This is a genomic window from Enterobacter sp. 200527-13, from assembly GCF_027924865.1.
Classification (GTDB): Bacteria; Pseudomonadota; Gammaproteobacteria; order Enterobacterales; family Enterobacteriaceae; genus Enterobacter; species Enterobacter ludwigii.
Map to the genome: position 1 here is coordinate 183,071 of NZ_BSCM01000005.1, position 14,014 is coordinate 197,084.

Here is a 14,014-nt window from a genome sequence, read left to right on the forward strand (position 1 = left end):
GCTTATTCCCCCACCATCTCAGTATTTGCCGCACCTGGCGGCACCATCGGGTACACTTTTTGTTCAGGATCGATACGCACGTGGATCAGCGCCGGGCCAGGACGAGAAATCGCCGCCTGCAGCGCCGCATGAGGGTCCGCTTCGGCGTTCAAATCGCAGGTATGCAGGCCAAAACCGGCGGCAATCTGCATAAAGTTAATCGTGCCTGGATAGGTCGCGGCAAACACGCCCTGCGTATAGAACAGACTCTGCTGCTGGTGCACCAGCCCCAGCGCCTGGTTGTTCATCAGGATGATTTTCACGTCTAACTGGTTTTCGGCTGCCGTCGCCATTTCCTGAATGTTCATCATCAGGCTACCGTCACCGGAGAAGCAGATCACCTTGCGATCGGGATTGGCCAGCGCCGCGCCCACTGCCGCCGGCAGGCCAAAGCCCATGGTCCCCAGTCCACCCGAGGTCAGCCACTGACGCGGACGGTTCAGCGGGTAGGCCTGGGCGGTCCACATCTGGTGCTGGCCCACGTCGGTGGTGATAATCGCGCTGTCATCAACGCAGGCGGCCACGGCGTTAATCAGCCCGTAATGGCTCAGCGGGTCCCCCTCGGTTGGGATAGCGCCCGGAAACTCTTTTTGCAGATCGGCAACCAGCTGACGCCAGTCGGCGCGATCGGAAGCGTCCGTTTGCGGAATCAACTGCACCAGCACCTCGGCAACATCACCCTGAATCGCCACGTGCGGCTGCTTGATTTTACCCAGCTCGGCACGGTCGATATCCACATGAATGATTTTGGCGTTCGGGCAGAACTGCTCGGTCTTGCCAATCGCCCGGTCATCAAAACGTGCACCCAGAACAATCAGCAAATCCGCTTCTTGCAGAATGTAGTTCGTGCTGCGCGCGCCGTGCATCCCCAGCATACCCAGCGACAGCGGGTGCGCTTTTGGCAACATACCCAGCGCCATCAGGGTCATGGTGGTGGGCAGGCTGGCTTTCTCTGCGAGCTGGCGTACCGCGTCGGAGGCATTAATCGCCCCGCCACCCAGATAAAGCACCGGGCGTCTGGCGGCGTTAATCATCGCCGCTGCAGCCTGCACGCTCTCTGCGCTGAACTGCGGCGCTGGCGCACGTTCACCCGGCTCCGGCAGCACGTCAATCTCGATCTCTGCGGTCTGAACATCCTTAGGAATGTCTATCCACACCGGGCCGGGACGGCCGGATTGCGCAATACGAAACGCATCGCTGATAACCTGAGGAAGCTCGGCGATATCGCGAACTAAATAGTTATGTTTAGTGATGGGGATAGAGATGCCGTAGGTATCCACTTCCTGAAACGCATCGGTACCGATCATGGAGGACGGCACCTGGCCGGTGATGCAGATCAGTGGAATTGAGTCCAGGCGCGCGTCGGCGATAGCGGTGACCAGGTTAGTCGCACCCGGGCCACTGCAGGCCATACAGACCGCGGGTTTGCCCTGCGTACGCGCCATACCCTGAGCGATGAAACCCGCGCCCTGCTCGTGACGCGCCAGAACGTGACGAATCTGCGTGCTTTGGCTTAACGCATCATACAGCGGCAGCACGGTGCCGCCCGGGATCCCCGCAACCGTGGTGATGCCCTGTCGTTCCAGCAAATGAACGATTAACTGCGCGCCCGTGAAACGCGTTTTGGTGGATGTTGTGCCCGAACTTGCCATGCTCCAGTCCTTTTCTTCTGAGCCGACTTTCCGGGGAGGGTCCTTAAACGAAAAACCCCGCCCGGTTTGCGCCGGCGGGGTTTTGGATTCGTGTGTTGATCCAGTCCCTACGGCGCATTGCCGACGACCACCACCACACGCACGACGACCACTGCGGCTGGTTGCGCAGTTGCTAGTAGGGTCGAGGTGAACATGGATGCTGTCATTGGGGACCTGTGTTTGGAATCTATTGATAGAATTTATACAAACACAGCTTTTCGGGCATGACAATGGAAATATTTTCATCTGCGCAAAAATGCGTCGAAGATCACGTTTCGTTTGTTGCGTGCAGAAAACAAAAAACCTCGCCTGAGCGAGGTTTTTTTCAGAGGTTTTGCGGTTGGTCGCCGCAGAACACACTGTGTTACGTCAACGCAAAAAGTATACGCGATCGAAGACGAACGCGCAATTCAGGCACGGATTTTGACGTTTTTGAGTATGAACCGCCTTCTGAATTTTGTCCAAAAAATACTGTTCATGCATACAGTATTTATCTATACTGAGGGTGTTCGCAGTGAGCGAGGGGGCCGCAGTTCTACCGGCGCAACGAAGTCCTGGCTGAAACGGGTGGTGCCGTCAGTGCCTTAACCCCCTGAAGTGAGCACACTGTGTTACGTCAATCCAGGTGCTGGTCACAGGCGGCGGAAAGGTACGCCAGCATCGTGCTCCTTTTAACCAAAAGGAGACGCGTATGAGCGTAGTGGATATGGTGATACTTATCCTCAAACTCATTGTTGCTGTACTGCAACTACTTGATGCTGTCCTGAAATACCTTCGGTGATTCAGGTTCAAGTCGCACCTGAGAGGGGCGGGCAACCGCCCCTCTTTAATAACGAGGGAATGCTATGTCGCGTCTGTTAATTGAGCCTGTCACGCCAGAAGAACCAGGCTATATCGCCTTAAAGGCCGAAAGTATCGCATCGAATTTCAACATGCTGCGCCGGCTGGAAGAGAACTGGCAGCGCGGTGAAAACCGTTTTAACGCACCGGGCGAAAAGCTGCTGGGCGCCTTTTTGAACGGCAAGCTGGTGGGCGTATGCGGTCTTAACCGCGATCCCTTCAGCCAGCAGCCGCGCGCCGGCCGCATTCGTCATCTCTACGTCAGCGAGAAGTGCCGCGGGCTGGGCATTGGTAAGCAGCTTCTGACCGTGGTAATGGCCGATGCCAGCATCTGGTTTGATTTTCTCAATACCCACGCCCCGGACGCTGCCTACGGGTTTTATCATCAGGCGGGCTTTACGCTGGTCTCGGATGAACCACGGGTCACACACCGTCTGTTTTGCGCGGTGTGACCGGCTGGCAGCATCAGGTGGTGAATGTTACAGTTGAGTGACAATTCACCGCCAGATACGCCATGACCATTACCGTCTTCTGCATTTTACTGTTCGCCGCGCTGCTGCATGCCAGCTGGAACGCCATTGTTAAAGCCGGTACAGACAAGCTCTATTCAGCAATCAGCGTTAGCGGTTCCGCCGCGTTTATCGCCCTGGTATTACTGCCCTTCTCCCCACAGCCGTCTGCTGCCAGCTGGCCGTTTTTAGGGGTCTCCTGCGCGCTGCAGGTGGTGTACACGGTGCTGGTTGCAAAGACCTACCAGGTCTCCGATATGAGCCAGACCTATCCGCTGATGCGCGGTACGGCACCGCTGCTGGTGGCATTGATAAGCGTGCTGGTGCTGGGAGATAGCCTGTCATGGCTCGCGTGGTCCGGCATCGCCGTGATCTGCCTGTCGATTCTGGCTATGGCCATGAACGGCCGCATGACGTCGCGTAAGGGGGTCTGGCTTGCCCTGCTCAATGCCTGCTTTATCGCCGGGTATACGCTGGTCGATGGCACCGGCGTGCGGTTATCAGACACCGCGCTGGGCTATACGCTATGGACCTTCTTTATGAATGGTTTCTGCCTGCTCTTCTGGGCGATGTTGGCGCGCCGACGCGAAGCTTCCAGATACCTGCGTACGCACTGGAAAAAAGGGCTGCTCGGGGGTATCGGCACCATGGGCTCTTACGGGCTGGCGCTCTGGGCGATGACCCAGGCTCCGCTGGCCGTGGTCGCCGCCCTGCGTGAAACATCCATCCTCTTCGGGGCGCTGATCGCATTTGTGCTGTTAAAAGAGAAGGTTGCGGGACTGCGTATCGCGGCCGCAGTGGGAATTGCGGGCGGGGCGATCCTGCTGCGCCTGGCATAAATCACTGGCAACATTAGTTGCCGATCTTGTTTACAAATCCTGCCTTTACCCCTTCTGACATTCATCACAGGAATGCTTAATTTGTCATCTCTCTGTGGTAGATTCCTCGCGCATTTATGGGAATGCGTAGTCACTTATTCTTTATTTCTCTCTTTTGGCAAAAGTATTCAGCGACATGAAAAAACACAGGAACGTTAACTTATTGTTGATGCTGGTGTTACTGGTGGCCGTCGGTCAGATGGCGCAAACCATCTACATTCCGGCGATCGCCGATATGGCAAAGGAACTTAACGTCCGCGAGGGCGCAGTACAGAGCGTAATGGCAGCTTATCTGCTGACCTATGGCGTTTCGCAGCTGTTCTATGGACCGCTGTCTGACCGCGTCGGGCGTCGCCCGGTGATTCTGGTGGGTATGTCCATTTTCATGGTGGCGACGGTGATTGCCATTACCACCCATAACCTGACCATATTGATTGCCGCCAGCGCCCTGCAGGGTGTCGGCACCGGCGTCGGAGGGGTGATGGCGCGAACCCTGCCACGCGATCTCTATCAGGGCACCCAGCTCCGCCATGCCAACAGTTTGTTAAATATGGGGATTCTGGTGAGCCCTCTGCTGGCGCCGCTGATTGGTGGCCTGCTCGATACGATGTGGTCCTGGCGTGCCTGCTACGCTTTCCTGCTGGTGCTGTGCGTGATTGTGACCTTCAGCATGGCGCGGTGGATGCCGGAAACCCGGCCAACGGACGCGCCACGCACCCGCCTTATCACCAGCTATAAAACGCTGTTCGGCAACGGCGCGTTTACCTGTTATCTGCTGATGCTGGTTGGTGGCCTGGCGGGTATTGCCGTGTTTGAAGCCTGCTCCGGCGTGCTGCTGGGTGCCGGGCTTGGCCTGAGCAGCATGGTGGTCAGTATCCTGTTTATTCTGCCCATCCCGGCCGCGTTCTTTGGTGCCTGGTTTGCCGGCCGTCAGAACAAGCGTTTCTCAACGCTGATGTGGCAGTCGGTGATCAGCTGCCTGCTGGCAGGTCTGATGATGTGGATCCCGGGGCTGTTTGGTGTGATGACCGTCTGGACGCTGCTGATCCCGGCGGCGCTGTTCTTCTTCGGCGCGGGGATGCTGTTCCCGCTCGCCACCAGCGGCGCAATGGAGCCGTTCCCGTTCCTCGCAGGCACGGCGGGCGCACTGGTGGGGGGACTGCAGAACATCGGTTCCGGCGCGCTGGCCTGGCTTTCGGCGATGATGCCGCAAACTGGCCAGGCTAGTCTGGGGTTGCTGATGACGCTGATGGGGCTGCTGATTTTACTGTGCTGGCTGCCGCTGGCGTCGCGTGTTCCCCATCACGAGCAGCCGGTTTAACCGCATGATGGCCCGGCTTCTCGCCGGGCTTTTCACAAACAGGCGCGATCATGGCCTGCAGCAACGGCTCTGGCGCAGGACGCCAGGCGCCCTCTTCCCCGTCGTAAAACTGAATATCCGCGTTGATAGCGTAGGGAATTTTGGCCTTTTGCAGTTCGCAGGCCATAAACGAGGCAAACGCCATTTGCGATGCGGTTGGGGTGAAGTGGTTTGATTCACCCACGCCCCAGCCGCCCACCCAGCTGACGTGACCGGTTTTTTGCTGCCAGTGCAGCGCGGTCGCAATACGATTATGGATAGCCGCTTTCTCCGCCACCGTCCCGGACGTCCACGGATATTTACCGTTACTCTTTAGCGGACCCCACGGGAAAATGTGCCACTCCGCCAGCAGATAATTTTGGCTGTGCGCCGGGAGTTTCAGGCTGGAGAGGTCCTCTGGCGCAGCCCGCAGACGTGGCGCGATGAAGATCATGCGATTAGCATCAATTGCATGAATGTCTTTGACGGTTTTCTCATAAACCCGGTTAAGCGACGCGGCGTTATGGTTGAGCTTGTCCGCCGGTTCATAAATCAGGTCAAAACCCAGCAGGGGATAGCTTTGGCCGAAGTAGTGCGCCACGGCAATCCACCAGTTAATCACCTCTTTTTCCGTCTCGGCTTTCGGGTCGTTTTTATATTCATCGGCCTGATAAGCGATAATCGGGATCACCCCGTATTGCTCGCAGGCTTCCACCAGCTTACGCAGATGAATCAGCCGCGCTTCCGTCGGTTCATCGGCCACGCGGATACGCACATGGCTGATACCCTTCGCACGAAAATCGCGAACCACCAGCGGATCGAACTCCCGAATGCCGCGCTCGGTGCGCGCCCAGTCTACGTCCATCCCCACGCCCAGCTTTTGCGCATAAAGCGCAGCCGTCAGCGGTGGCTCAGCGGCAATCACCCAGCCGGAAGAGAACAGTAACGCAGTGGCAATCAAAGGCTTTAACACGGTGTACCTTGCGAGAAATCAAAAGCATTACCTGTATTTAGCACGCTTTTTCACATTTGGTGTAGCGCCAAAGCGTAATAATTCTTCAGCCAGCCAGTTCTCTCAGCCAGCTAATAAAGGCATCTATTTTCGGCCACTGTCGTCCTGGCAGGGTCGACATGTAGTAATGCTGATGGCATTTAAGCGTTTTCTCCCCAAACGGTGCAATCAACTCACCGCGTTCGAGCCGCTTTTGTACCAGCCGTTTTCGCCCCATCGCGACCCCGACATGGTTCATTGCCGCGACAATCGCTAAATCAGAGCGATCGAAGCCAATGCCCGATGATGATGGCATGTTCACTGCAAAATGCGCCGCCCAGCTGAGCCATTCATCGGTACCGGAATCATTGCTCCAGGCCTGGCGATCGTGCAGGAGCGTACAGTGGCTGAGGTGGGCGGGGTTTTTCAGCAGGTCATGTTCCCGGGCATACGCCGGCGAGCAGACGGGTAAAATCGCCTCGTCCATCAGGAAGTGATGCGTCAAATTGGCTGGCGGCGTATCGTCGAAATAGAGCGCCAGATCGATACCGGTTCGCTGCATATTGACGTTTTCATTGCCGGTCAGGATGGTCAGCGAGATCGCGGGATAACGCCGGGTGAAATCCCCGAGCATAGGCGCCAGCCAGCACTGGGCAATCGACGGGCGAGAGTAAACCGTCAACGTGCCGGACAGCGCCTGGTTCTTGATATCCAGGATCTCCTGGTTCAACGTATCCAGCGACGATTTCAGCGTCCAGTAGACGCGTTTCCCCTCCTGCGTCAGCTCCACTTTACGGTGGGAGCGGACAAACAGCGCTATCCCTAACTCCTCTTCCAGCAGGTTGATACGGTGGCTCACCGCACTGGGGCTGAGCGACAGCTCCTCCGCCGCCAGCGCGAAGGACTCGTGGCGGGCGGCCACTTCAAACGTATACATTTTTGACAGCTGCCAGCCGTTTAACAGCCGGTTTCGGCCTTCATTTGCGTCATTCATCGCACTTCTCACACAGACTTTTGCTGCTCAGGATACCGCTCAAAGTTGAATTTATGTGAACCAAACACGCATTAAGTGCGCTTTTTTGAGTCCAGTCACGCGTTTGATCCAATCTGGCTCACCTGAAAGGCAATTTATATCGTTTGTCAGCACATGCTGATTTTTCGTCCAATACCCGTAAATAACATAAGGGTGAGGTGAGATATGGGTGCTCAGGTCTGGGTTGTGGCGACGCTGCTCATCAGCATCGCGTTAATCGTATTAACTATCGTAAAACTGAAGTTTCACCCGTTCCTGGCGTTGCTGCTGGCGAGCTTTTTTGTCGGTGCCATGATGGGAATGCGCCCGCTGGACATGGTAAATGCCATTGAAAGCGGTATTGGCGGCACGCTCGGCTTCCTGGCGGCGGTGATCGGGCTTGGCACCATCCTCGGCAAGATGATGGAGGTGTCCGGTGCGGCAGAACGCATTGGGATAGCGCTTCAGCGTTGCCGCTGGCTGTCAGCCGATGTCATCATGGTACTGGTGGGGCTTATCTGCGGCATTACGCTGTTTGTTGAAGTCGGCGTCGTCCTGCTGATCCCGCTGGCCTTCTCCATCGCCAAAAAGACCCATACCTCGCTGCTGAAGCTGGCCATTCCCCTCTGTACCGCGCTGATGGCGGTGCACTGCGTGGTTCCGCCGCACCCGGCTGCCCTGTTTGTCACGAATAAGCTGGGGGCGGACGTGGGGACGGTTATTGTCTACGGTCTGATGGTTGGCCTGCTGGCCTCACTGGTTGGCGGCCCGCTGTTCCTGAAATTGCTGGGCGATCACCTGCCCTTCAAAGCCGTTCCGGCTGAATTTTCTGACCTCAACGTTCGTGAAGAACATACGCTGCCCTCGCTGGGAGCCACGCTGTTTACCGTGCTGCTGCCCATCGGCCTGATGCTGGTGAAGACCCTCGCCGAGCTGAATATGGCAAGAGAAGGCACGCTGTATACGCTGCTGGAATTTATCGGTAACCCGATCACCGCCATGTTCATCGCCGTGTTCGTCGCCTATTACCTGCTGGGGCTGCGCCAGCATATGGGGATGGGTACGATGCTGACCCATACCGAGCATGGCTTTGGCGCCATCGCCAACATTCTGTTGATAATCGGCGCGGGCGGCGCGTTTAACGCCATCCTTAAAACCAGCGGCCTGGCCGATACCCTGGCGCACATTCTGTCGAACCTGAATATGCACCCGATCCTGCTCGCGTGGCTGGTGGCGCTGGTTCTGCACGCGGCGGTGGGGTCGGCCACGGTGGCGATGATGGGCGCAACTGCCATCGTCGCACCCATGCTGCCGCTCTATCCCAACGTCAGTCCGGAGATCATCACCATTGCCATCGGTTCCGGTGCCATTGGCTGCACGATCGTGACCGATTCCCTCTTCTGGCTGGTGAAGCAGTACTGCGGTGCCAGCCTGAACGAGACCCTGAAGTACTATACGACGGCGACGTTTATCGCCTCGGTACTTGCACTTGGCAGCACATTCCTGCTTTCTTTCATTATCTGAGCGCGAAGAGACGTACTATGGAAAACGCAACTATCAGCACCTTAACCGCACAGTTCCCTCTGATTGAGGATCTGATTGCCCTGAAAGAGACCACCTGGCTAAACCCGCGCACCACCTCGCTTGCTGAAGGGTTGCCGTATGTCGGGCTGAGCAAAGCCGATGTGGACGATGCGCATGCACGCCTTAACCGCTTTGCGCCGTATCTGGCAAAAGCGTTCCCCGAAACGGCGGCCACGCAGGGGATTATCGAGTCCGAACTGGTGGCTATTCCGGCGATGCAGAAAAGGCTGGAGAACGAATCGGGGATAGCCATTCCCGGTACGCTGCTGCTGAAAAAAGACAGTCATCTGCCTATCTCTGGCTCCATCAAAGCGCGCGGGGGCATCTATGAAGTGCTGACTCACGCCGAGAAACTGGCGCTGGAAGCAGGGTTGCTGAGCGTCGAAGACGATTACAGCATCCTGCTGGAGCCGCGTTTTAAAGCGTTCTTCAGCCAGTACAGTATCGCGGTGGGATCCACCGGCAACCTCGGGATGTCCATTGGCATCATGAGCGCGCGCATCGGCTTTCAGGTTACGGTGCACATGTCCGCCGATGCCCGTGAGTGGAAAAAAGCCAAACTGCGTAGCCACGGTGTGATCGTCGTGGAATATGAGCAGGATTACGGCGTGGCGGTGGAGCAAGGACGTAAGGCCGCGGAGAGCGATCCGAACTGTTTCTTTATCGACGATGAGAACTCCCGCACGCTGTTCCTCGGCTATGCGGTGGCAGGCGAGCGGCTAAAAGCGCAGTTTGCCGCGCAGGGCCGCGTGGTGGATGCAGAACATCCGCTGTACGTCTATTTGCCTTGTGGCGTCGGTGGCGGTCCTGGCGGCGTGGCGTTTGGCCTGAAGCTGGCCTTTGGCGACAACGTACACTGTTTCTTCGCCGAGCCGACGCACTCCCCTTGCATGCTGCTGGGCGTCTACACCGGGCTACATGATGCCATCGCCGTGCAGGATCTGGGTATCGACAACGTGACGGCCGCCGACGGGCTGGCGGTTGGACGCGCGTCTGGCTTTGTGGGCCGGGCGATGGAGCGGCTGCTTGACGGGTTCTATACCCTTTCCGATCAAAGCATGTACGACATGCTCGGCTGGCTGGCGCAGGAAGAAGGCATTCGCCTTGAGCCGTCGGCGCTGGCGGGCATGGCCGGGCCGCTGCGTGTTCCTGTCGCATCCGCGAACGCGACCCAACTGGTCTGGGCAACCGGCGGCGGAATGGTGCCGGAAGACGAGATGGCGAAGTACCTGGCTAAAGGGAAAAAATAAACTGCAGATGGGTGACCGCAAACAGCAGTGACAACGACAGCACCGCGAGGGCGATCAGGAACTTATCGCGCACCGCCTTCGGCTGTACAAAATCGTCCTGCGTCACATCCATTACGTTGCGACTGCGGGTATAGCGCCACAAAACGATCGCCACAAGCGCCAGCACGACCAGTGAGATCCAGAATGGCACACCTGTGCGATGCCAGTTGTGCTTGATGGCGAGGGCAATCAGCGCGCCATACCCCAGTAACGTACGCAGCCAGGCCAGCGACGTCCGCTCCGGCTGCAGGCCGGGGTCGGCTTCGCGTCGCGCTTTGCGGTTATCCACCATACAACACCAGCACCATCACCACGCCCGCTACCGCCAGCAAAATCATGCTGATGATGAGTAACCCACGCGTATACGGGAGATCCTGCTTGAGCCGCATCGCCTTTTCGTTACGCAGCCAACGCAGGTAGCCGTAAATGGCCAGCACACCGGCAAACAGGCACAGCAGCAACGCCAGCACTTCGCGGATCAGCGGCGTGGCAAAATCAGGCGCGAGCTGGTCAAGCCCCACACCCGCGGCGAGAAAGCCCAACGCGGTGCGGATCCATGCGAGGAACGTACGCTCATTAGCCAGCGAGAAGCGGTAGTCAGGGGCTTCACCGAGGCGGGAAATTTTCATGAAGATTCCTTGTCTGCTACAGGCAGGTTCCAGCATAGCGTAAATCGACAAGGACAAGGAGACCGGCATCGGGCGATGCCGGTCAGGACGATTAATGCAGCGCTGGCCAGTACGATTTGTTGGCCTCGATCAGGTCATCCAGAATCGCTTTCGCAACGGAGGCGCTCGGCACCGTTTTCGACAGCGTAATCGCCTGCCACAATTTCTGGTACGAGCGCTGCTCCCAGGCATCCACTACCAGTTTTTCCACCGCTACCTGTTGGCTCATCAACCCTTTCTGGAAGTGTGGAATATCGCCCACCGTTAACGGCTCCGGCCCGTTATGACCAACCAGGCACGGAATTTCTACCATCGCGTCGGCATCAAAGTTATGAATGGCACCGTTGTTGGGCACAATCAGCAGCATGCGCTCCTGAGTGTTGAAGGCAATCGCAGTCGCCAGATCGACGATGTACGACGCATGTTCGTCGATTTCCAGCTCCCCGGCGGACGATACACCGGCTTCGATAATCGCCCGGCAGGCGCTGAACACATGCTTCTCACGGTGATCCATCACCTCGTTAGCGCGCGTGCGTTCCGGATTGGAGTGCGCGACCACGTAGTCCGGGAACAGGTAGTATTTCAGATAGGTGTTTGGCATGGTGTCCGGATCCAGCGCCTGCACATCTTTTGCCTTCGCGAACGTGTCGTTCCAGCTGGCTTCGGTATGGGCATTGTCAGAGGGCGGCACATAGCCATTTTTCGCGACATATTCGCGCAGTTTCGGCATTAAATCATTGCCGTTTGCATCTTCAATGGATGTCCACCATCCGAAGTGGTTCAGTCCGTAGTAACGCACGCGCATCTCTTTACGGTCTTTAAGGCCGACTATCTGCGCCATACGCCCTTCTATGCCGATGGGCATATCGCAGATGTTGAGGATTTTGGCGTTGGGTCGCAGGCGACGGGTCGCTTCAGCCACGATGGCCGCCGGGTTGGAGTAGTTCAGCATCCACGCATTCGGGGAGTATTGCGTCATGTAATCGACCAGCTCCAGCACACCGCCAATAGAGCGCATGCCGTAGGCGATCCCGCCGGGTCCGCAGGTCTCCTGACCCAGCACACCGTGACGCAGGGGGATTTTCTCGTCTTTTTCACGCATCGGGTATTTCCCCACGCGGATATGTGCCATCACAAAATCGACGTCGGTAAAGGCCGCTTCAGGATCGGTGGTGTAGCTAAACTCAATCTCCGGAGCCTGCTCTTTAAGGATGATCTTGCACGCCTCGGCGATGGTCTCCTGACGTGCGCCGTCGTTGTCATAGAATTTCAGCGCGCGCAGCGGAAAACGGTCGCGGTTGGCTAACAGCATCAGGACGATACCCGGCGTGAAGGTACTGCCGCCGCCTGCAATGACAACTGAGAATTTTTTCATGATATAGCCTCTGTCAGGGTAGTTTGTTCGTTTGTTGAAGGGGTTTTCATCAGCGATTCAAGCTGGTCTCGCACCTGAGGGACGTGCAGTCCAACAATCACCTGAATGCCGTTGCCGCGTCGCACCACACCGTGTGCGCCCAGGGCCTTAAAGACGTCGTCGCTTTGGGTTTGCGCCATGTCGACCAGCGCGATACGTAAGCGGGTGGCGCAGTTATTAATGCTTTCGATATTGGCCGCGCCGCCCAGCGCCTGCAGGAATCCGGCGGCTTGCCCAACCTGCTGGCTGGCGGCAGCCGGTGCGGTGGTTTGCCCGCGTGCCGCTTTATAATCCGCCTTGCTGTAAAGTTTGACTTCGCTCTCTTCACGGCCCGGGGTTTTAAGGTTCAGCCGTTCAATCAGCGTTTTGAAGACCACGAAATAGAGGCCGGTGAAGCAAAGACCGATACCAATCTGGGTGAATACCGTCGAGGCGTGGTTGTGGAACATGGGGATCCAGTTTTGCGGCAGGAACTGGTCCAGCAGTCCGCCGCCCATGTTGCCCACGACGCCGAAGATGTACATCACCGTCGCCATCGTGGCGGCCAGAACGGCGTGGACGGCAAACAGCAGCGGCGAAATGAACAGGAAGGTGAATTCCAGCGGCTCGGTAATGCCCACCAGCACGGCGGTCAGCGTGGCCGGGATCAGCAGGCCTGCCACTTTGACGCGGTTTTCCGGTGATGCGGTGTACCAGAGCGCCAGCGCAATCCCGACAGAGCCAAATACTTTGGCGTTGCCGTGAAGCGCAAAACCGCCTTCCGGGAACAGGGTTTTCAGCGGCAGCGTGCTTTGGCTAAATTCCTGAAGATGCTGCGCCCAATAAACCTGGATGCCGCCCTCGACCGCTGCCGGGCCAAAGATAAACGGACCGTAGACAAAGTGGTGTAATCCGGTAGGGATCAGAATGCGTTCCAGGAAGGTATAAACCCACACCCCCAGCGCACCGGCAGAGCGTAAAAAGGCCTGCAGGGACTCAATGCCGAACTGCACTTTCGGCCAGCCCATCAGCGTCAGCCAGGCGCAGGGGATCATCACAAAGAACGCGAGGATAACGACAAACGAGGTGCCCTGAAAAATCCCCAGGAAAACAGGCAACTGCTTGTCGAAATAGCGGTTGTGAATAGCGGTGACAATCCCCGAAATCACAATCGCCCCAATGATGCTGGTATCGAGCGTTTTGATACCGGCAATCATGGCCAGTCCGCTGCCGGCAGTGGGCTCAGCGGCGAAGTCGACGCCAAAGAAATGACCCCATGTCATCCCCATCGCATTGATAAAGTAGTTCCAGGTCAGAAAACTGATCAGCACCGCCAGACAGGCGCGGCCCTGCGCCTGCTTCGCCAGACCAATCGGTAAACCCACGGCAAAAATCAGCGGCATATTGCGAAACACCGCCCAGCCGCCCTCTTCAATGATGTGAACAATTTGCGCGAACAGATTATCGGGGGCGGTTAAGGCCTCGCCCACAAACAGCGGGTTGCGAAGCATGATGGCGATTCCGACCACGATCCCGGCAAAGGGAAATAACAACACCGGGGTAAACATGGCGCCGCCAAAACGTTGTATTTGACTGAGCATTTTTAAATCCTCACGTAACAACCTGTAGGGGGTAGAGGCCTTTATGATTTTTTGCTGGGCCTGAAGTGAGCATAAGAATTTACCCATGGGCGAACATGACGTGCCGCTGCGATTCGTGATCGCATTCATGGTTTTATTTTGACCAGTCAGGTCTACTTTTCGTGGTTAATATGGACATGT

The 14,014-nt window shown here is 57.2% G+C and carries 14 protein-coding genes; 6 read left to right on the forward strand and 8 right to left on the reverse strand.

Features of this window, described 5'->3' with window-relative positions; all coding sequences use genetic code 11:
- Positions 1-2 precede the first annotated feature (2 nt).
- Positions 3-1,691: an acetolactate synthase large subunit gene (gene ilvB, locus QMG44_RS17385; RefSeq protein WP_086533062.1), complete on the reverse strand. Its 1,689-nt coding sequence runs from the start codon at positions 1,689-1,691 to the stop codon at positions 3-5.
- 107 nt (positions 1,692-1,798) lie between these two features.
- Positions 1,799-1,897: an ilvB operon leader peptide IvbL gene (gene ivbL / locus QMG44_RS17390; protein WP_071605430.1), complete on the reverse strand. Its 99-nt coding sequence runs from the start codon at positions 1,895-1,897 to the stop codon at positions 1,799-1,801.
- A gap of 524 nt (positions 1,898-2,421) precedes the next feature.
- Here ivbL and tisB point away from each other — a divergent pair.
- From tisB to emrD, 4 genes are all read left to right on the forward strand, one after another.
- Complete coding sequence (tisB, locus tag QMG44_RS17395) at positions 2,422-2,511, forward strand: type I toxin-antitoxin system toxin TisB (protein ID WP_020684667.1); 90 nt, start codon at positions 2,422-2,424, stop codon at positions 2,509-2,511.
- Positions 2,512-2,575: 64 nt separating this feature from the next.
- Positions 2,576-3,022: a GNAT family N-acetyltransferase gene (locus QMG44_RS17400; protein WP_014167984.1), complete on the forward strand. Its 447-nt coding sequence runs from the start codon at positions 2,576-2,578 to the stop codon at positions 3,020-3,022.
- 62 nt (positions 3,023-3,084) lie between these two features.
- Positions 3,085-3,918, forward strand: a complete 834-nt coding sequence (locus tag QMG44_RS17405; protein ID WP_073397505.1) for an EamA family transporter — start codon at positions 3,085-3,087, stop codon at positions 3,916-3,918.
- Between the two features lie 175 nt (positions 3,919-4,093).
- Complete coding sequence (gene emrD, locus QMG44_RS17410) at positions 4,094-5,278, forward strand: multidrug efflux MFS transporter EmrD (RefSeq protein ID WP_020882737.1); 1,185 nt, start codon at positions 4,094-4,096, stop codon at positions 5,276-5,278.
- On the opposite strand, the gene QMG44_RS17415 is transcribed toward emrD, so the two are convergent.
- Together QMG44_RS17415 and dsdC are read right to left on the reverse strand one after the other, a co-directional pair.
- The gene (locus QMG44_RS17415) at positions 5,181-6,269 is read right to left on the reverse strand and encodes a cellulase family glycosylhydrolase (RefSeq protein WP_086533061.1); all 1,089 of its coding nucleotides are present in this window, start codon (positions 6,267-6,269) and stop codon (positions 5,181-5,183) included. The two genes, emrD and QMG44_RS17415, sit on opposite strands and share 98 nt — an antisense overlap.
- Positions 6,270-6,354: 85 nt before the next feature.
- Positions 6,355-7,281, reverse strand: coding sequence for a DNA-binding transcriptional regulator DsdC (gene dsdC, locus QMG44_RS17420; RefSeq protein WP_086533060.1), 927 nt, complete (start codon positions 7,279-7,281; stop codon positions 6,355-6,357).
- A 204-nt stretch (positions 7,282-7,485) separates the two neighbouring features.
- On the opposite strand from dsdC, the gene dsdX reads away from it, so the two are divergent.
- Positions 7,486-8,823 carry a D-serine transporter DsdX gene (gene dsdX / locus QMG44_RS17425; RefSeq protein ID WP_086533059.1) on the forward strand — a complete coding sequence of 446 codons (1,338 nt, stop codon included), beginning with the start codon at positions 7,486-7,488 and terminating at the stop codon, positions 8,821-8,823.
- A gap of 17 nt (positions 8,824-8,840) precedes the next feature.
- On the forward strand, positions 8,841-10,133 hold the full coding sequence (gene dsdA / locus QMG44_RS17430; RefSeq protein WP_086533058.1) for a D-serine ammonia-lyase: 1,293 nt from the start codon (positions 8,841-8,843) through the stop codon (positions 10,131-10,133).
- On the opposite strand, the gene QMG44_RS17435 is transcribed toward dsdA, so the two are convergent.
- The 4 genes from QMG44_RS17435 to QMG44_RS17450 all read right to left on the reverse strand — a co-directional run bounded on the left by QMG44_RS17435 (position 10,117) and on the right by QMG44_RS17450 (position 13,834).
- Entirely contained in the window at positions 10,117-10,464 is a 348-nt protein-coding gene (locus QMG44_RS17435) for a DUF202 domain-containing protein (protein ID WP_014167977.1), read from the reverse strand. The genes dsdA and QMG44_RS17435 overlap by 17 nt on opposite strands.
- Positions 10,454-10,801, reverse strand: coding sequence for a YidH family protein (locus QMG44_RS17440; RefSeq protein WP_020882741.1), 348 nt, complete (start codon positions 10,799-10,801; stop codon positions 10,454-10,456). The genes QMG44_RS17435 and QMG44_RS17440 overlap by 11 nt, the downstream gene beginning before the upstream one ends.
- Positions 10,802-10,892: 91 nt before the next feature.
- Complete coding sequence (locus tag QMG44_RS17445) at positions 10,893-12,215, reverse strand: 6-phospho-alpha-glucosidase (RefSeq protein WP_086533057.1); 1,323 nt, start codon at positions 12,213-12,215, stop codon at positions 10,893-10,895.
- A complete protein-coding gene (locus QMG44_RS17450) occupies positions 12,212-13,834 on the reverse strand; it encodes an alpha-glucoside-specific PTS transporter subunit IIBC (RefSeq protein ID WP_086533056.1) in 1,623 nt (540 codons plus the stop codon). The genes QMG44_RS17445 and QMG44_RS17450 overlap by 4 nt, the downstream gene beginning before the upstream one ends.
- Between the last annotated feature and the right edge of the window lie 180 nt (positions 13,835-14,014).

Bases quoted from the DNA above. Each gene is read 5' to 3' on its own strand.
- ilvB (WP_086533062.1), bottom strand. From the start codon at position 1,691: ATGGCAAGTTCGGGCACAACATCCACCAAAACGCGTTTCACGGGCGCG.
- ivbL (WP_071605430.1), bottom strand. From the start codon at position 1,897: ATGACAGCATCCATGTTCACCTCGACCCTACTAGCAACTGCGCAACCA.
- tisB (WP_020684667.1), top strand. From the start codon at position 2,422: ATGAGCGTAGTGGATATGGTGATACTTATCCTCAAACTCATTGTTGCT.
- QMG44_RS17400 (WP_014167984.1), top strand. From the start codon at position 2,576: ATGTCGCGTCTGTTAATTGAGCCTGTCACGCCAGAAGAACCAGGCTAT.
- QMG44_RS17405 (WP_073397505.1), top strand. From the start codon at position 3,085: ATGACCATTACCGTCTTCTGCATTTTACTGTTCGCCGCGCTGCTGCAT.
- emrD (WP_020882737.1), top strand. From the start codon at position 4,094: ATGAAAAAACACAGGAACGTTAACTTATTGTTGATGCTGGTGTTACTG.
- dsdC (WP_086533060.1), bottom strand. From the start codon at position 7,281: ATGAATGACGCAAATGAAGGCCGAAACCGGCTGTTAAACGGCTGGCAG.
- dsdX (WP_086533059.1), top strand. From the start codon at position 7,486: ATGGGTGCTCAGGTCTGGGTTGTGGCGACGCTGCTCATCAGCATCGCG.
- dsdA (WP_086533058.1), top strand. From the start codon at position 8,841: ATGGAAAACGCAACTATCAGCACCTTAACCGCACAGTTCCCTCTGATT.
- QMG44_RS17435 (WP_014167977.1), bottom strand. From the start codon at position 10,464: ATGGTGGATAACCGCAAAGCGCGACGCGAAGCCGACCCCGGCCTGCAG.
- QMG44_RS17440 (WP_020882741.1), bottom strand. From the start codon at position 10,801: ATGAAAATTTCCCGCCTCGGTGAAGCCCCTGACTACCGCTTCTCGCTG.
- QMG44_RS17445 (WP_086533057.1), bottom strand. From the start codon at position 12,215: ATGAAAAAATTCTCAGTTGTCATTGCAGGCGGCGGCAGTACCTTCACG.
- QMG44_RS17450 (WP_086533056.1), bottom strand. From the start codon at position 13,834: ATGCTCAGTCAAATACAACGTTTTGGCGGCGCCATGTTTACCCCGGTG.